We start from the raw sequence: 16940 nt of genomic DNA, 5'->3' as shown, positions 1-16940 counted from the left end.
CCTCTCCGCTTAGGGCACCTGTACCTTATTGAGTATCTCTGTGATCACCTCATCTGTCTTGAGATTTTCTGCCTCAGCCTCGTAGCTAAGCCCGATACGGTGACGCATCACATCGTGACAGACAGCTCGCACGTCCTCCGGGATGACGAAGCCGCGGTGCTTGATAAAGGCGTAGGCTCTCGCAGCGAGGGCAAGGTTGATCGAGGCACGCGGTGATGCGCCATAGCTTATCATCCCCCTAAGGCTATCCAGCCCGGCATCGCCCGGGAAGCGGGAAGCAAAGACGATATCAATGATGTATTTATTGATCTTCTCATCGAGGTAGACCTGATGCACGATCTCCCGAGCCTTTAGGATCTGATCACCGGAGACCACGGGACGTACCTCGGCCGGCGTAGCCTTGATCTGCTCCGTCACGATACGGCTCTCCTCCTCCTTGGTAGGATAGCCTACCAGCACCTTGAGCATAAAGCGGTCACTCTGTGCCTCCGGTAGGGAGTAGGTTCCCTCCTGGTCGATCGGGTTTTGAGTGGCCATGACGAGGAATGGGCGTGGCAGCTCAAAGGTCTGATCAGCGATCGTCACCTGACGCTCCTGCATCGCTTCAAGCAGTGCACTCTGCACCTTGGCAGGAGCACGATTGATCTCATCGGCGAGCACAAAGTTGGCAAATATCGGTCCCTTCTTCACGCTGAAGGTCTCAGACCGCTGACTATAGATCTGAGTGCCGATGACATCTGCCGGGAGAAGGTCGGGAGTGAACTGGATCCGGCTAAAGTCAGAGTCAATAAGCTCCGACAGAGTCTTGATCGCAAGGGTCTTCGCCAATCCGGGGACACCCTCCAGGAGGATGTGCCCGTCTGCAAGTAACCCTATGAGAAGCGATTCCCGAAGATGCTTTTGCCCAACGATGACACGATTCATCCCCTCATCAATGAGGGTGAGAAAACCGCTCTCACGCTCAATCATCTCCGTCAGTGCCCTGATATCTACGCTTGGTTGTTCCATATCTAATCTTACTATATTATCTACCTAAGCCTCCCTCTCAAACAGCCACAAATATACCGATTTCGCCCCAACCCCTGCCGAAACAACTGATAATCTTACTTAACGCTGCAGTCACGTGAAAAGGAGTACGGGGTCGCTGAAAGCGAAATTCCCCTCTTCATATTAGGCTGATTGCTCATCTGAAACCTTAGCACGCCACCCCTTCGGATTTCATCCATCGTCAGATAATTTCGATCCAAGACCTTGTCACCGATCTGCATGGCATCTACGTATCGGCAACTGGGACCATTACCTATCGCCTCGATAGAGAGTTCCTTTCCCTCAGGGAGACTTATCGTCACCCTATCAAAAAGCGGTGAGCCGATCACATACTGGAGCGAGCCGGGACAGACGGGGTAAAACCCGAGTGCCGAGAAGACATACCAGGCAGAGGTCTGCCCATTGTCCTCATCCCCGCAGTAGCCATCCGGTCGTGCTGCATAGAAGCGATCCATCACCTCACGAACCAGATACTGAGTCTTCCAAGGCTTACCGGCGTAGTTGTAGAGATAGATCATATGCTGGATCGGCTGATTGCCGTGGGCGTAATTGCCCATCCCCATCACCTGCATCTCGCGGATCTCGTGTATGACAAAGCCATAGTAGCCCTCGTCAAAGATCGGGGGGAGAGAAAAGACGGAGTCAAGCATCTGTACGAATGGTTCTCTGCCACCCATCAGGTCGATCAGCCCCTGTGGATCGTGAAAGACAGACCAAGTGTAGTGCCAAGAGTTACCCTCGGTAAAGTCCCCTCCCCACTTAAGCGGATTGAAGTCAGGGGCGGGCGTGCCATCCTTCAGACGACCACGCATCAGCTTGTGCGTGGGGTCATAGAGATGGCGATAGTTCGTAGCTGCCCTCACATAGGGTCTCAGCTCATCATCACTCTTCTCCAGTGCCTTGCCGAGCCTCCAGATGCACCAGTCATCGTAAGCATACTCAAGCGTACGCGCAGCACTCTCATTAATCCCCACATCGGAGGGGACATAGCCGAGACGGTCATACCACTCCCACCCAAGGCGTCCGGTCGCGGATACCTTAGGGTGGACAGCATGAGCGCCATGGGTGACGGCATCCCACAGTGCCTCCACGTCGTAGCCTCTCAGGCCGGTGAGATAGCCGTCGGCGACGACCGAGGCGGAGTTATTTCCCACCATGATGTCTCGATGTCCCGGGCTGGACCACTCGGGCAGAAAACCGCTCTCGCGGTAAGCACTCACGAGACCCGCCTGCATATTTGCAGCCTCCTCAGGGTATAGTAGATTGAGGAGCGGGAATAGTGCCCTGAATGTGTCCCAAAAGCCGGTGTCGCCATAGAGATACCCCTCATGGACCTGCCCGTCGTAAGGACTGTAGTGGACCTTTCTGCCGGACTCATCGTACTCGTAGAGACGACGTGGGAAGAGCAGGCACCTGTAGAGCGTGGAGTAGAAGGTCCTCATATGATCGACACTCTTTCCCTCCACCCGGATGCGCCCGAGGAGGCTATTCCACAGGTCTCGTCCCTCCTGCTCCAGCTCGTCGATACCCTTTGAAACCGCCTCTCGCTGGTTGAGCTCCGCCTGTCTCGGGCTGACAAAAGAGGAGGAAACGACCAGCTCAACCGTTGCGCCTTCCTCAAAAGCAAGCACGGCTGAGACGTGGTCTCCCTTCGCCTGAGGAGAGTCCACCTCCTGACCCTCCTTGTATACATGGTGTAGTCGGAAGGGGCGGTTCGTCTTCACGACAAAGTGGCACCTAAAGTTGTCCGCCACCCCGCCACTATTCTTGCTGCTGTACCCGGTAATGGTCTGCGCCTTTTCGTCCACAGTGATCGCTGATCCTCCATCGAGAGCATCAAGGACAAGGTAAGGCGTCCGCCCCTCAGGGTAGTTGATCCGAAACCTTGCCGCCCGCTCAGTCGGCACCATCGTCACCCGGGTGTCGTAGTCTGCCAGATAGACACGATAGCTGTAGGGAGTAGCTACCTCTGAGAAGTGAGAGAACCACGATGCCCTCTCGTCCTGATCTGGAGAGGGTTTGTCAGTCGTAGGCATCAGGACCAGCTGACCATAGTCATTCATCCATGGACTGGGCTGGTGGGTCTGCTTGAAGCCCCTGATCTTCTGTGCGTCATAGGTGTACTGCCACCCATCGCTCATCTTACCCGTCAGGGGGGTCCAGGCGTTCATTCCCCAAGGTCGAGCAATCACGGGATAGGTATTTCCGGCGGAGAGATCATGACTGCTGTCGGTACCCATCAGCACTTGGACATAGTCCACCGGCTCTTGGGCAAAGAGACCGACAGAGAGGAGGATGAAAAGGGATGCAAAAGAGAGCGTGCGTCTAATCATTTGGACTCTAAGCTTAGCACCTCACCGACAAGGTCATAGTCGGCAGTGCCGGTGATACGTACCTGACAAAACTCCCCCACTCTTGTCTCTCCCGAAAGGATCACCTCGGGATCCACATCAGGCGAGTCGTACTCCGTCCGACCGACATAGTGTCCCTCCTCAGCTCGGTCTACCAGCACCCTGAACGTCTTACCCACCATTGATTCCGCCGTCTCTATGGCAATCTCCTGCTGCAGGGTCATCAAGCGATCATAGCGTTCCTCCTTGACCTCCTGCGGGACATTGTCGCTGTAGTGAAGGTAGTCGTAAGTCCCCTCCTCATGGGAGTACATAAAGGCACCCATGCGCTCAAATCGCTGCTCTCTGACAAAGTCCATAAGCTCCTCAAAGTCCGCATCCGTCTCCTCCGGATGGCCTACCATCAGGGTGGTCCGGATCGCTATGCCTGGGACCTCCTCGCGCATACGGCGTAGGAGCTCCTCCGTCTCCCGACGGGTCACTCCCCGTCGCATCACTCTGAGCATATGGTCAGAGGCGTGCTGGAGGGCAATATCGAGATACTTACAGACCTTGGGTTGCTCGCGCATCACCCTCAGGAGATCCATCGGGAATTGTGCTGGATAGCCATAGTGGAGTCTCACCCACTCGATCCCACCGACTTGACAGATCTTCTCGATCAACCCTGGCAGTCGTGGCTCCCCATAGAGATCCCGCCCGTAGTAGGTGAGATCCTGAGCTATGACGAGCAGCTCCTTCACCCCCGAGGCAGCCAATCCTCTCACCTCCTCGAGGATCTCCTCCTCCGGTCGGGAAATGTGCTTGCCGGTAATGATCGGGATGGCACAGTAGGCGCAGTGCCGACTGCAGCCCTCCGCAATCTTCAGGAAAGCATAGTGATCCGGCGTGGTCGTCAGGCGGGAGTCAGCGACAATAGTGTGGTATGCCTTCCCAAGGTGACTGATCAGATCCTTCCAGTCAAATTTCCCATATATCCCATCCAGCTCCGGGATAGCCTCCCTCAGCTCCTCCCGGTATCGCTCACTGAGACAGCCCATGACATAGACCTGCCCCACCTGCCCCGAGGACTTACCGGAGACCACCTCGAGGATCATATCAATGCTCTCCTTCTTGGCACTCTCGATGAAGCCACAAGTATTGACCACCACGATCTCGCCCTCGACCTTCTCGGGGTTATGGCAGACCGTGTAGCCACTCTCCGCAAATTGTCTCATAAGCCGCTCCGAGTCAATCAGATTCTTGGAGCAGCCCATGGTGATGACGTCTACCCTATTCTTCCGCATAAGCCGAGCTGTCAGAGCGAACCCTCAAACAGGGAGTCCACGAACTCCTCCTTATTGAAGAGCTGCAGGTCGGTCATCTGCTCTCCGAGACCGATATACTTGACCGGGATCTTGAATTGGTCCGAAATACCAATCACCACCCCACCCTTGGCAGTACCATCCAGCTTAGTAATGGCGAGGGTATTGACGTCGGTCGCCTCGGTAAATTGCTTGGCCTGCTCAAAGGCATTCTGCCCGGTGGAGCCGTCCAGCACCAGCAGGATCTCCTGCGGTGCCTCCGGATGAACCTTCTGCACCACTTTGCGGATCTTCGAGAGCTCATTCATCAGCCCCACCCTATTGTGAAGCCTCCCGGCAGTGTCGATGATAATCACGTCTGCACCATTGGCCTTGCCGTGCTCAACGGTATCGTAGGCAACGGAGGCCGGGTCGGAGCCCATCTTCTGCTTGATGACCGGGACACCGACGCGCTCTCCCCAGATCTCCAGCTGCTCAATGGCCGCAGCGCGGAAGGTATCCGCAGCCCCAAGCACCACATTAAGCCCCTCACTCTTATACTGATAGGCGAGCTTGCCGACGGTGGTGGTCTTACCCACGCCATTGACCCCCACGACGAGGATCACGTAGGGCTTGACCTGCTTGGAGAGGTCAAAGGAGGTGCCATCCTCCGTCTCATTCTCAGCGAGGAGTGCCGCAATCTCCTCCTTAAGCAGTCGATTGAGCTCCCCGGTGCCCACATACTTATCCTGAGCGACACGCTTCTCGATCCGGTCAATGATCTTCAGCGTCGTCTCCACGCCCACGTCACTGGTGATGAGTGTCTCCTCGAGCTTGTCAAGTACCTCGTCATCCACCTTGGACTTCCCCGCTACGGAGTGGGAGAGCTTGTCGAAGAAGCTCTGCTTCGTCTTCTCCAGACCGGTGTCCAGTGTCTCTTTCTTTTTCTTAGAGAATAATCCAAAAAATCCCATCGCTCAATATCTTTAATCCATTCTTGTCTTGTAATCCTCATACCCATAGGCTCGCAGCAGCTCCGGTGTACCATCGCTGTGGAGTAGGTAAATAGAGGGGTGAGAGATGCCATTGAACATAGTCGTCTTCACCGTCGTGTAGTGTATCATATCCTCGAATATCAGCCGCTCCCCCACCACCGGCTCATGGTCAAGGTACCAGTCGCCCATCACATCCCCGCTGAGGCAGCTGTTGCCACCCACACGGTAAGGGCCATACGCATGCTCCTCGTCTTGTACCATGGAGGCTCCCCGGATGACAGGCTGATACGGCATCTCGAGGCAGTCGGGCATATGGCAGGAGAAGGAGGCATCAATCATCAGCGTGGTGACTCCACCATGGGTCACCCGATCGAGGATCGTTGTGATGAGTGGTCCGGTCTGCCAAGCAAAGGCACTCCCCGGCTCCAGGATCACCCGCAGGTGAGGATAGCGGTGATGGAAGTCGGTGAGGAGCCTGATCAGCAGCTCCACATCGTAGTCCTTCCGCGTCATCAGGTGACCGCCCCCAAAATTGACCCACTTAGCTCGCTCGAGATAGCGACCAAACTTCTCCTCGATCACGCCAAGCGAGCGCGCAAAGGTGTGCGAGTCGTCCTCGCAATGCGAGTGGATGTGGATCCCCTCGATCCCGACCGGCAGTTCGTCAGGCAGGTCGGCAAGCGGCACGCCCAGTCTTGAGTCCGGTGAGGCGGGATTGTAGAGGTCGGTCTCGATCTCGCTGTACTCAGGATTAAGCCTGAGTCCACAGCTGATCGAATGCCCAGCATAGTCGCGAACCGTGGGATACCAGTGGTCAAATTGGGAGAGAGAATTGAAGGTGATATGGCTGCTGCAGCGCAATATCTCCTCCATCTCATCCGGACGATAGACCGGAGCATAGGTATGGGTCAGGGAGCCCATCTCCTCGTAGCCCAGCCGCGCCTCCGACAGGGAGCTGGCAGTAGTGCCACTGATGTATTCCCTAAATATCGGGAAGGTCTTCCAGAGAGCAAAAGCCTTAAAGGCAAGTATGATCTCCACGTCCGCCTCGACCGACACGCATCGTATCAGCTCCAGATTGCGTCTCAGGAGCGTCTCCTCCATCACATACGATGGAGATGGTATATTGTGATAGCATTCCTTCATTACTCAAAGGTACCAATTTATTGAGGTCGCCCCATAAGAGGTCACCAGACGTGCTGAAAAAGCCTGCAGGACACACCTATACAAAGTCAATCAGCGGTGTGCTTTTTTCAGGAGAAGACACCATCAATCTAATACCGATATTAGTGATCTCTAATATCGATAAAAGAATTGAGCCTGACGTTGGGGGATTTTCCGTCGTCTGCCAACAGACTCTCGAGGGGCTAATAGACATCTCATCTACAGCGGAAGCATAAGAATTCGGTCGGTGAGAAAGAATTGCTTATTTTTGTCTCAGTAAAGAACAATTACCCTTTGCCATCATCTAAATCAACCATCTTTTTATGAGTCACACATTAGATAATATCGACATCAAGATCCTTAAGGAGCTTCAGCAAAATGGGAAGATGACCACTAAGGAGCTTGCCAACCGCGTCGGGCTCTCTCAGTCACCGGTCTTTGAGCGACAGCGCAAGCTGGAGCAGGAGGGATACATCGTGAGGTACGCTGCCATCCTGAGCCCTCAGAAGACGGGAAATAACATCCAGGTGTGGTGCAACATCAAGCTTAAGAAGCACGCACAGGAGATGGGACAGGACTTTATGAGCAAGATCGTTGACTTCGACGAGGTGGTTGAGTGCTACAATACTTCGGGGGACTATGACTTCATGGTGAAGATCCTTGTCCATGATATGTCAGAGTACCAGAATTTTGTACTCAACAAGCTCGGCACGATCGACAGCATCGGTAGCCTCGACAGTGTCTTTGTGCTGGGCGTAGTCAAGCAGACACCGGCACTCCCGCTGAAAAATATTGACGAGTGAGACTCCCCGGCACTCAGGGATGGAGGGTAAGCAGTAGCATGGCTCCGTAGGAAGACTTGCGGTAGGGGTACTGCCGACCGGTGACGAGGGGGGTACGTATATCCTCTCTCCAAAACCCTCTGATGGAGAGGCTCCGAGAGCAGTGATAGTCCAGCGTCAGTCTTAGGCTGTGGGTGTCAAGTCCCCGCAGCCTGTTTTGAGTGGAGCGTCTGAGGTCTGCCTCCTCCAGCGATGTGTGCGTAAAGGAGTACCCAAGGCTACTCTCAAGGTTGGTAGAGGTGGAGGACAACAAGGGGAGGCTTGACCGAATAAGGGCAGGAAGCTTGAGTTGATACCGGAGTGAGACGTCACACCTCCGATCGGTTTGGGAGAGGAGTCTGAGACTCTCCGTGAGGATGGAGTGCGACTTACGGAGGACATACGCTGCTGAGAGCGTGAGGCTCTTGCCGACGGAGGTGTCAAGCCCCAGCAGAGGGCTGAAGAGATCGGTGGTGGTGATCGTCTGAAGATCGTATGGTGCGCCGCTCCCGGTGTCGCTCCTCAGGCGGTAGTCGGGGAGCTCAAGGAGTCCTCTGTACTGATGCTTGATCAGGAGTTGGGGTGTAAGCGATCGCACGGCGTCAGAGAGCGAAGCGAGGTCGATCGTGAGGAGCCAGTTGGGAAGAAGATTGAGCGACGAGGGTAAGCCCCGCTGCATTTTGGGACTGACGAGATATCCGGATGCGAAGCGGTCAATGGCCTGCTCGGTGGTTGGGTTTTCCGCCAACTCTCTTAACAGTAGTTCCGTCCGATCGCCTCGAAGCCCAATGGTGGACATCGTGAGCCGTCCGCTCATATCAACTACATCTCCGGTGATGCTGCTACATATATAGGAGTTGCTCTTCGTCTGAGTGAGGAAGAGCTCTACAGAAAGTCCTCGGACCGGTTGCAGGCTCAGAGCGCAGGAGAGATCGTCCTTGACAAAGTAGGAGGGAAGGCGACTGAGAGAGCTATCGTCCATTATCCAGCGAGACCGTACCGCATGACCTATCTCACCCGCATAGTCGCTGATGCTAAGCATATAGCCGATCGTGGGGGACAGCACTTGTCCCTGATGTCCGAAACCAAAGATCTTGCCGGCCTCGGGCAGGAAGCCGGGGATCATACTCCCGCCATCGTGACTGTATCTCAGCCGAAGCTCCCCCACCCGCTTGGATGCCTTGCTGAGGTCGTACCGTGCTTGGAGATCAAGGCGTCCATTATTCTTGATCGTGTGGCCGCTCGACCGGTCGCCCGCCACGACACCTCGACTCCAGCTGTAGTCTCCGCTATAGGATAGACTGGCGTACAGTGGCGACAGGAGGGAGTGGCGCATACTCGGGGTATGAAGTGTGATGCTGTAGCGCCCCTGATACCTGTCGGTAGTGCCAAGTGAGACAATGGAGCGGAGGATCTGGTCCGTGAATAGCCGGAAAGAGAGGTCACTCTCCCCTTGGGCGACTTCCGGAGGGATATTGTCAATGAGAGCAAAAGTATTGCTGTGGATGGTGAGTGAGCCAAAGTCGACAGGCGACCACTTGATGCCCAAAGAGCGGTCCCAGAGCCAATTCCGATAAACTTGAGCGGACTGCTCCTTCTCCTCCCCGGGTGTGGGCATGAGGGACGTATTGTCCACTCGACTCCAGCCACTATGGAGCCTGAGGTAATCCCCATCGCCCCCCTCTGCCCGGTAGTCTATGGTGGTGTGCATCCGTCTATTTTTCTCCTCTATCACTCGGGGATCCTTGCGCTGATGATGGGTGAGGTCGTAGGAGAAAGTGAGATCGGACCTTGACTTATCACCCGAGGTGAGTGGCTCTCCCTCAGGACTCACTCTCCAGTTGCTGAGGCTGAGATGATCAGCACACTCGAGGTAAATGGGTTCCCTCCCTCGGTAGGGCAGATCAGTGTCGTAGGGATCATAGCGCGGTGTCCTTTTATTCTCAAGAAATGTGTATCGGACAGGCGCTTGGATACCCCACTCTCGAGGTAGAAGCTTACCCAGCTCCAGCATAGTCTCCAGGTCAATATAGGTTTGTGTGAGTTGCTGCCGGAGACGGACATCATTTCGTATGTCGCCATAGCCACCGGACTGACCGCCAACCTTAAGACTGGCGGAACCAAGGTCGGAGAGCGTCGCCTGTATGTCGGTGAGCCAAGCACTGCCACCCATTTGACCGGCGCCTGAGACGGTGAGCTCATTGACCCACACCTCTGCACTGATGCGCCCACTGCCCCTGTTTCTAACACCGATCAAGATAGCTGAGAGGTTGCCGAGAGAGGGATAGCCCTTGATTGAGACTCTGCCTCGTGTGTAGAGCTCCCTCTTATCAAGAGTTCCCTGAGAGGCACGCTCCTGCTTCAGTCCGGTCAATTCGCTAAGATCGATCTGTAGGACATTGGAGAGGGGCCAGATCAAGTCCTGCTTCTCCGAGGTGCTCATCCTGCTGTAGTCTCTCCTTGGGGTCACCATCAGGGGGAGACGATACTCGTAATAATTGGCGGAGTAGTCCGATCCCAGTCGGACAAAGAGCTCAAGATCCCGATCCCTTACTTCTCCCTCGGCATGGGTATGAAGTGTAAGATACCGGTAGTGGCGCAGGTCAAGATCGGTAGCCCGATAGACTGCTGCCACCTCGTCCTTCTCCATACTTGGGATCGAGAGGGCAAGCGCCTTCTCATCATAGCGAGCCAAGGAAAGGGTGCCACGCCTCCGGTCACGGACTACTCCCTTAGGGGAGACGTAGGGAATGGGGGATCTGCCCGAGTCCTCCTCAAGGCTGTGGGTCTGCAAGGTCAGCTCAGCATTGGACCGGTCGGGATCAATGACCGAGGTGTAGCGCTGCCAGGGCGAGGAGATGAGCCGGAGGGAGGCGCACCTGAGGTGTATCGGCGTATCGAAGTGCTGTAGGGTGAGCCGAACCGCCTCCACATCTTGCATTGTGGGGTGAGCTCCGGAGGCGGCATCGTACTTAGAGAGTGGGATGGTAAGCTTGACCCACCTTGAGGAGCGCCCGTCCTCCTCTCGGATCTCCACCTCCCCGGAGTACCACTTTCCTCCGGGACGGAGCGCCTCATTTGTCACCGGCAAGTGGTAGCGAAAGTAGCCATCAGCAGTGGATAGCACTCCATCGCCATTGAGGTCCTCACTATCCGGCAGATCGGTCCGTGCCGACTGGTGCCCCTGGATGAGCCGCGGCAACGAATTTCCCTCCGTACCATTGATATACTTATACCTGCTCAGTATGTCCGCCTCCACCCTATCCCAGTATTCCCCGAGGTAGAAGTGGTAGTCATCACCGGAGGGGTCATCAAGCGGCGAACCGGGTAGCCGAACTCCGTCCACACTCCACGCTTGTGGATCAATGTGGGTAGCGACAGACTTGAGGTACGAGGCAAAGAGGACCTGCTCATCCGACGAGGAAATACCGTCCAAGCCGACATCCTGCTCATCAATGCTCTGAGAGGAGAAAGAGCGGGACGAAGGGAGCGTCTCCGATCGCCGACCGTGGGGGGTAGTCACCTTGGGCAGGTCACTCTCAAAGTCGAGAGCGCCATCCGGGATGACCTCCTCAGAAAATCTACCAAGATCGAGCATCAAATCCCCCTCCGGGACATCGGGACGAATGGAGAAAGGATCCAATACCCAGAGCTCAATGGAGGTGATGCGCTCCTTCTCCAAGTCCCTTATCTCCAGAGGTGATACGATGGATGCCCAGTTGTCGTGAGGTCGAGCAAGCTTGCCATCCGACGTCCAGCCCTCTGTGCGATAGTTGTAGGGGCCGCGCTCATCCGGATAGTACGAGAGGTTTAGCATTTCGATGATCTGAGTGGTCAGCTGGTCCGGGTCTCTGCCGGGGAAGAGCTCCTCAACTCGATACTCGCGCACGAGGGGACTTTGTCTCAGGTCGGGGCGGCGACTGAGCCCGGTCGGCTGACCGGGTGCCCCCTCTCGTACCAAGAGAGGGTCTACATTGAACCACGCTAAGTGGGCTCTGCATTCGGCACTGCTCTCTCTCAGTGTCGACAGCTGCCACCGCAGCGAGGAGGTCAGGTCGACAGCCGTGCCACCGTCCTCAAAGTCATCCACAATGATCGCCTCTCTGCCTCCGGAGGTATTGTAGTCGGAGATCAAGTGAGCATAAGCCATCTTTGCTCTGAGCGAAACGGGGATCTCTTCCGAGATGGTTGCAAAGCGGGAGAGCCATCGAGACAGCTTTCGAGAGGAGTAGTCGTACGTGAGGTGAGTACCCAGGATCGTATTTCGCAAGTCCTCCTGACCGATCCGCATCTTTTCTCCCCCACAATCCTCCACGTAACCATATAGACTGGCTCCGAGGGTCAGGCGGTAAGCAAGTGCAAGCTCAGCCTCAAGTCCGAAGAGGGACTTCCGCTTGACTTCCGTCTGCGACTCCTGAGGGATGGTGATCTCTATCGGCTCGTCTGAGGTGCTTAGGACTCTCAGCTCGCCCTGCTCGTAGTCGACTGTAAAGTCGGCCCCCTCTATCAGCGCTCGACCGCCCTGCGTCGCAGTGATGCTCCCTCTCGGGATGCGGTGGCCGATCTTGACCGTCTCTTGCGACCTCGCTGAGACCGAGCCCGTGATCCTAAATCGATCCAGATCCTGACGCTCCTTGGCCCTGGTCGGGCTCCCAGTATATAGAATCTCATAGGGCTCATACCCATCGGGGAGAGATCGAAACGGCTCTCTCCTCGGGATGAAAAGTGTGCCCATCTCCTCACTCACCGTCACCCCCGGAGTATAGTCAAGCTGCCCATCACTCACCCCACCTATGCCCCTACTGTCACGCACATCTAAGCCCATCCACTTCATCCAGGTCTCTCCGGATGGAGTCATCTCGGTAGCCACTCCTGTACCGGGCTCTATGTAGCTTAGCTTCACGTCTAAGTCCTCAGCACCATCAAGTCGACCGGTTGCTCCGATGGAGTAGCCGTTCTTCATCATCAGAGGCCAAAGGTCGGATGAGGGGGACTTGTCCCGATCTGCCAGAAGTGCCGCTGTGATCGTACCCGAACTATCTGCATCAAAGGAGCCGACACGGATCCTCTTCCCCTGATACTGGTACTCGTAGGAGACAGCGAGCCGCTTGCTGTCCGAGAGAGGAAACCTGAGCGAGATGAAGCCCAGGATCGGATTGACCTCATAGCTCTCCTCATCCAGTCGCACGGCATAGGGGATCTCGGAGACCTCACCCTGGCCCTGCCCCTCCGGTGGGGTCTCCTTCTCCAAACTAAGAGACCGATAAGCAGCCACTCTGTGTGCCCTACCTCCATTATCCGCGATACCGGCAGACTCGATCCAGACGGAGACACGCAAGATCTTGATATCACTCTCCACCAAGGGCAACTGCCGGAGCGCCTTATCGTATTTCTGTGCAAAAAACTCCGACAGGAAGAAGTGCTTATTGACCTCATAGTCGGAGCTTTTCAGATCAAAAGGGTACACTTGCTTACCCCGTCTGATGGTCATCCGCCTGACATTATCTCTCTGTATCGAGGTGAGGAAGCGTAGCTGCAGAGGTCCCATCCAGAGGTCGCCCGAGACACCGAAGAGGTTGGATGGTGTGGAGATGAGTGGGTTGTGGCTTCGGAAAGAAATGTTGCCCGCTTGGAGGGACTGCAGCATCTCGTATTTCCCTCCCTTATACCCGAGGCGCAGTCTATTCTTGGATGAGCTGAGCCCCCTATCGGTATTGTAGTCAAGGTCTAGCCACAGGCGGTCACCATACCTCACATTGGCGTGCAGATTGCTCTGCTGCTCCAGTATCGGCATTGTCCTCTTGCGATAGCTCTGAGGCAGGAGAGGATTATCCTCCCATATCGTCGACCTGCCGGCCGAGAGGGTGACTGAGCCATTCGTCACGACTCTGAGCCGGGGAGGGGCGTTACTCACGCTATCGCTCGGCAGCTGCTGTGCGAGTGCTGACGCCGAGAGCAGCAGTCCGGCCACGCAGAGCATGAGGTTCAGGCAGCCCTTCATCAGCAGTCGGTAGGATGATTAGAGCATCTGCAGACCTCGGCGGATGATGTCATTGACGCTCATATCAGGATCCTCCTTGACCAGCATAGCGATCACCTTATGAGCCATAGCCTTTGTGTACCCCAGCGTGACAAAAGCCTGCTCCGCCTCCTCGTAGAGTTCCCTCCTCGCCAGTGGTACCGCCTTGTCATCCCGGGTAAGATCCTTAGCATCGATGAAGTCAGCCATCTCGGCGACCACCTTGTCCTTAAGATCAAGTATCGCCCGCTTAGCAGTCTTGACTCCAATCCCCTTGACCCCTTGCAGGGACCTGTCGTCTCCGGCCGCGATGATCGAGACCAGCTCCTTAGGGGTAAAAGTGCTGAGGATAAGTCGCCCGGTGGCAGGCCCTATGCCGGAGACCCCGATCAGGAGACGAAAGATCTGTCGCTCACTCTGATCAAGAAAGCCATAGAGCTCGTACGCATCCTCACGGATGACCTCATGGACAAAGAGTCGAACCTCTCCGGCCCCCAGACGGTCCAGAGCGTTGTAGGTATTGAGGGTGATATTGAGCAGGTACCCTATGCCGCCTGCCTCCACGACAACAGATGCCGGATTCTTGGAGAAAAGTTTCCCGTAGATATACTCAATCATAGTGGAAAGGTACGAAAAAAAAGAAGTCCAGCCAGCCTAAAAAGTGAAGCCCCTTGAATGAGACCTAAGTCAACATCCAAGGGGCTTCGGGGGAGGGAGTGGCGCGACTTGGAATTGAACCAAGGACACATGGATTTTCAGTCCATTGCTCTACCACTGAGCTACCGCGCCATTTGCGCCATACGAGAGATGTACTCTTCGTTTTTGCACTGCAAAGGTAAGATAAAAATTTGGATTAGCAAGCCCCCTTTTCGTCCTCACCATCTCTCATCGACCTGAGGAAAGTGACGACTCAGGCTGTACAAGCCTCGACAGACCGAGCGACGAAATGTTATAACTACCTAAAGATGACGCTCCTCACCGGATCCCAAAGAGATCAGGACCCTTGAAAGCAATAAAAAAGGTATATTTGCCAGCGTATTTGATCACCTAAGGAAACGATTACCAAGTTATGACGACAACTCTCATACTCACTCTTGCACTCGTAGGGATAGCTGTGCTACTCTTGGGCGTGCGGGTGTTTTTCGTGAAAGGTGGAGAGTTCCCTAAGACCGAAATAGAGGATCAGCCCGCACTGCGCGCTAAGGGACTCGTCTGCGGCAATAAGATCACCGCACTTGAGATGAAGCATCGGGACCTATACGATCGCATCAGCGAGGGTCAGGAGCTCCCGGACGACTAAGACCTCCATCACTTTGATTGATCACACTTACATCTCTTATCATACAGTCATTCTCCAAAACCATTAATTCTCAAAGGAGTCATCTCGGGCATCTCTGCCTACAGCTCCCAGCATTTCATCAATGAAGAACTCTACAAATACCATCATCACCGTCATCTTGGCGGTAGCAGTAGTTGCACTTTTTGTGCTTCACTTCGCAGACAAGCCCAAAACTCCCAAGATGGCGCCCATGCCTACCGGCGACTCTACCGTTGTTATGCCGATAGCTTACGTCACCATTGACAGCCTGATGACCCAGTACAACTATGCCAAGGACGTCAACGACAAGCTTATGGCATCCGCTGAGACCAAGCAGGCAAACCTCAACGCTCAGGGTCGTCAGCTTGAGAAGGAGATGCAGGACTTTCAGTACAAGATGAATAACAACGCCTTCTTCAGCCAGGAGCGTGCCGAGCGGGAGTACCAGAGGCTTGCGAAGAAGCAGCAGGACTTCCAGCAGCTCCAGCAGAAGCTGTCAGGTGAACTGATGGAGGAGCAGGCTAAGACGATGAAGTCGCTCTCCGATACCATCTGGTCTCAGATACGCACCTACAATGAGCTCCACGGACACTATCAGGTGATCCTCACCAACCAAGGTGGCTCAATCATCTACTCGGTGCCTATGTACGACATCACTGAGGAGGTGATCAAGTATCTCAACGATCAGTACGACCCCTCCAAGAGCACCGCAGAGAAGGAGGAGACGGACAAGAAGTAAGCCCCCTCACGATGGCGCCCTACCCTTATCAAGGATGGGCTGACCATCTAAAAGCAAGTCCCACAGTGCTCCTCTTGACGGATCTCTGTGGGACTTTTTTCTGAGCAAAAGAAGAAGGGTATGAGATACTTCCTCTACATAGCATACGATGGCACCGACTTCCTCGGCTGGCAATCGCAGCCGGAGGGACGCACCGTGCAGGGGGAGCTGGAGCAGAGACTCAGCACGATGCTTCGCCTTCCCATATCCATCACGGGTGCCGGTCGGACCGACACGGGGGTGCATGCCAGTCGAATGGTTTGTCATCTGGACCTCGACCTGTCGGGCAGAGAGATGGGGGAGATGGTCTATCGTTTGCGACGCTTCCTTCCCCCCGACATTGCCTTACTGGAGGTCAGGCGGGTGACCGCAGATGCCCACGCCCGATTTGATGCGACAAGTCGCCGGTACGGATATCACGTAAGGACTACAGCCTCACCCTTCACCAGGAAATACTGTACCCCTGTGCCCGAGTCGCTGGACTTTGAGGCTATGAACCAAGCGGCCACTTATCTCATCGGTGAGCACGACTTTACCACCTTCTCCAAGAAGCACTCTCAGGTCAGGACGCACAACTGCATCGTCACAGAGGCGAAGTGGGAGCGTGACCGCTCCTTCGGTGAGTGTTGCTACACCTTTCACATCACGGCCAATCGCTTCTTGAGAAATATGGTCCGTGGCATAGTGGGGACACTATTTGAGGTTGGGCGTGGGAAAATGGACCCATCGGCCTTCGGAGATCTCTTATCCGCCCGTGACAGATCCCTCTGCGGCTCGTCTGCGCCGAGCGAGGGATTATTCTTGGAGGAGGTGACTTACCCAGAGACCATTTTTGCCTCGGAGGCTGAGTCTGGAACGCCACTCCGGGATACTCCCAAGGAGTGAAAAATGAGTACCTTTGTACTGATAGGTAAGAAGTATCACACTAATCCATATTTACCATGCCTCCGGGACCAAGGTTTTTTCGTGGCTTTAGAGCAGTCGCAATAGCAGGAGCCGCCATCTCAATCATCGGCGCGATCGTCTGCCTGATATTCTTAGCAGGCTGGATGAAGACCTACTTCGCACTGCTGTGCCTGATACTGGCACTCAATTTCGGTCTGATGCTCTACTTCATCAGTCACAACGATCCGTCCAAGAGGGGTAAGAAAGAGGAATAAACATCAC

The 16940-nt window shown here is 55.1% G+C and carries 12 protein-coding genes and 1 tRNA gene; 5 read left to right on the top strand and 8 right to left on the bottom strand.

Annotated features, from left to right (window positions below; translation table 11 throughout):
• Positions 1–9 precede the first annotated feature (9 nt).
• The 5 genes from HMPREF2890_RS07420 to nspC form a co-directional block, all read right to left on the bottom strand.
• The gene (locus tag HMPREF2890_RS07420) at positions 10–1008 is read right to left on the bottom strand and encodes an AAA family ATPase (protein ID WP_070467176.1); all 999 of its coding nucleotides are present in this window, start codon (positions 1006–1008) and stop codon (positions 10–12) included.
• Positions 1009–1103: 95 nt separating this feature from the next.
• Positions 1104–3380 (bottom strand): GH92 family glycosyl hydrolase, encoded by a 2277-nt coding sequence (locus HMPREF2890_RS07415; RefSeq protein WP_070467175.1) that lies wholly within the window; start codon positions 3378–3380, stop codon positions 1104–1106.
• Complete coding sequence (rimO, locus tag HMPREF2890_RS07410) at positions 3377–4681, bottom strand: 30S ribosomal protein S12 methylthiotransferase RimO (protein ID WP_070467173.1); 1305 nt, start codon at positions 4679–4681, stop codon at positions 3377–3379. Before rimO ends, HMPREF2890_RS07415 begins: the two co-directional genes overlap by 4 nt.
• 11 nt (positions 4682–4692) lie before the next feature.
• Positions 4693–5652 (bottom strand): signal recognition particle-docking protein FtsY, encoded by a 960-nt coding sequence (gene ftsY, locus HMPREF2890_RS07405; protein ID WP_070467172.1) that lies wholly within the window; start codon positions 5650–5652, stop codon positions 4693–4695.
• 12 nt (positions 5653–5664) lie between these two features.
• A complete protein-coding gene (gene nspC, locus HMPREF2890_RS07400; RefSeq protein ID WP_070467171.1) occupies positions 5665–6819 on the bottom strand; it encodes a carboxynorspermidine decarboxylase in 1155 nt (384 codons plus the stop codon).
• 341 nt (positions 6820–7160) lie between these two features.
• Here nspC and HMPREF2890_RS07395 point away from each other — a divergent pair, with 341 nt between their 5' ends.
• The gene (locus tag HMPREF2890_RS07395; RefSeq protein WP_070467169.1) at positions 7161–7640 is read left to right on the top strand and encodes an Lrp/AsnC family transcriptional regulator; all 480 of its coding nucleotides are present in this window, start codon (positions 7161–7163) and stop codon (positions 7638–7640) included.
• 13 nt (positions 7641–7653) lie between these two features.
• Here the strand turns inward: HMPREF2890_RS07395 and sprA are convergent, their stop codons facing one another.
• The 3 genes from sprA to HMPREF2890_RS07380 form a co-directional block, all read right to left on the bottom strand.
• Complete coding sequence (sprA, locus tag HMPREF2890_RS07390; RefSeq protein ID WP_070467167.1) at positions 7654–13659, bottom strand: T9SS outer membrane translocon Sov/SprA; 6006 nt, start codon at positions 13657–13659, stop codon at positions 7654–7656.
• A gap of 18 nt (positions 13660–13677) precedes the next feature.
• Positions 13678–14295, bottom strand: a complete 618-nt coding sequence (gene ruvA / locus HMPREF2890_RS07385) for a Holliday junction branch migration protein RuvA (RefSeq protein ID WP_070467165.1) — start codon at positions 14293–14295, stop codon at positions 13678–13680.
• A gap of 99 nt (positions 14296–14394) precedes the next feature.
• Positions 14395–14466, bottom strand: a tRNA-Phe gene (locus tag HMPREF2890_RS07380).
• Positions 14467–14746: 280 nt separating this feature from the next.
• Between HMPREF2890_RS07380 and HMPREF2890_RS07375 the strand changes: the two genes are divergently transcribed.
• The 4 genes from HMPREF2890_RS07375 to HMPREF2890_RS07360 all read left to right on the top strand — a co-directional run bounded on the left by HMPREF2890_RS07375 (position 14747) and on the right by HMPREF2890_RS07360 (position 16933).
• A complete protein-coding gene (locus HMPREF2890_RS07375) occupies positions 14747–14977 on the top strand; it encodes a hypothetical protein (RefSeq protein WP_070467164.1) in 231 nt (76 codons plus the stop codon).
• A 121-nt stretch (positions 14978–15098) separates the two neighbouring features.
• The gene (locus HMPREF2890_RS07370; RefSeq protein WP_070467163.1) at positions 15099–15734 is read left to right on the top strand and encodes an OmpH/Skp family outer membrane protein; all 636 of its coding nucleotides are present in this window, start codon (positions 15099–15101) and stop codon (positions 15732–15734) included.
• 120 nt (positions 15735–15854) lie between these two features.
• Positions 15855–16658, top strand: coding sequence for a tRNA pseudouridine(38-40) synthase TruA (gene truA / locus HMPREF2890_RS07365; RefSeq protein WP_083289881.1), 804 nt, complete (start codon positions 15855–15857; stop codon positions 16656–16658).
• Between the two features lie 56 nt (positions 16659–16714).
• Positions 16715–16933: a hypothetical protein gene (locus HMPREF2890_RS07360; RefSeq protein WP_070467158.1), complete on the top strand. Its 219-nt coding sequence runs from the start codon at positions 16715–16717 to the stop codon at positions 16931–16933.
• Positions 16934–16940 lie beyond the last annotated feature (7 nt).

Origin of the sequence: Porphyromonas sp. HMSC065F10 (genome assembly GCF_001808555.1) — a bacterium.
Taxonomy (GTDB): domain Bacteria; phylum Bacteroidota; class Bacteroidia; order Bacteroidales; family Porphyromonadaceae; genus Porphyromonas_A.
Note: the sequence above shows the minus strand (reverse complement) of the source record. Positions and strands in the feature narration are given on the sequence as shown.

What these genes read in the sequence shown, in the direction of transcription:
- HMPREF2890_RS07395 (WP_070467169.1), top strand. Translation starts at nt 7,161, where the DNA reads ATGAGTCACACATTAGATAATATCGACATCAAGATCCTTAAGGAGCTT.
- ruvA (WP_070467165.1), bottom strand. Translation starts at nt 14,295, where the DNA reads ATGATTGAGTATATCTACGGGAAACTTTTCTCCAAGAATCCGGCATCT.
- HMPREF2890_RS07360 (WP_070467158.1), top strand. Translation starts at nt 16,715, where the DNA reads ATGCCTCCGGGACCAAGGTTTTTTCGTGGCTTTAGAGCAGTCGCAATA.
- HMPREF2890_RS07415 (WP_070467175.1), bottom strand. Translation starts at nt 3,380, where the DNA reads ATGATTAGACGCACGCTCTCTTTTGCATCCCTTTTCATCCTCCTCTCT.
- truA (WP_083289881.1), top strand. Translation starts at nt 15,855, where the DNA reads ATGAGATACTTCCTCTACATAGCATACGATGGCACCGACTTCCTCGGC.
- rimO (WP_070467173.1), bottom strand. Translation starts at nt 4,681, where the DNA reads ATGCGGAAGAATAGGGTAGACGTCATCACCATGGGCTGCTCCAAGAAT.
- sprA (WP_070467167.1), bottom strand. Translation starts at nt 13,659, where the DNA reads ATGAAGGGCTGCCTGAACCTCATGCTCTGCGTGGCCGGACTGCTGCTC.
- HMPREF2890_RS07370 (WP_070467163.1), top strand. Translation starts at nt 15,099, where the DNA reads ATGAAGAACTCTACAAATACCATCATCACCGTCATCTTGGCGGTAGCA.
- HMPREF2890_RS07375 (WP_070467164.1), top strand. Translation starts at nt 14,747, where the DNA reads ATGACGACAACTCTCATACTCACTCTTGCACTCGTAGGGATAGCTGTG.
- HMPREF2890_RS07420 (WP_070467176.1), bottom strand. Translation starts at nt 1,008, where the DNA reads ATGGAACAACCAAGCGTAGATATCAGGGCACTGACGGAGATGATTGAG.
- nspC (WP_070467171.1), bottom strand. Translation starts at nt 6,819, where the DNA reads ATGAAGGAATGCTATCACAATATACCATCTCCATCGTATGTGATGGAG.
- ftsY (WP_070467172.1), bottom strand. Translation starts at nt 5,652, where the DNA reads ATGGGATTTTTTGGATTATTCTCTAAGAAAAAGAAAGAGACACTGGAC.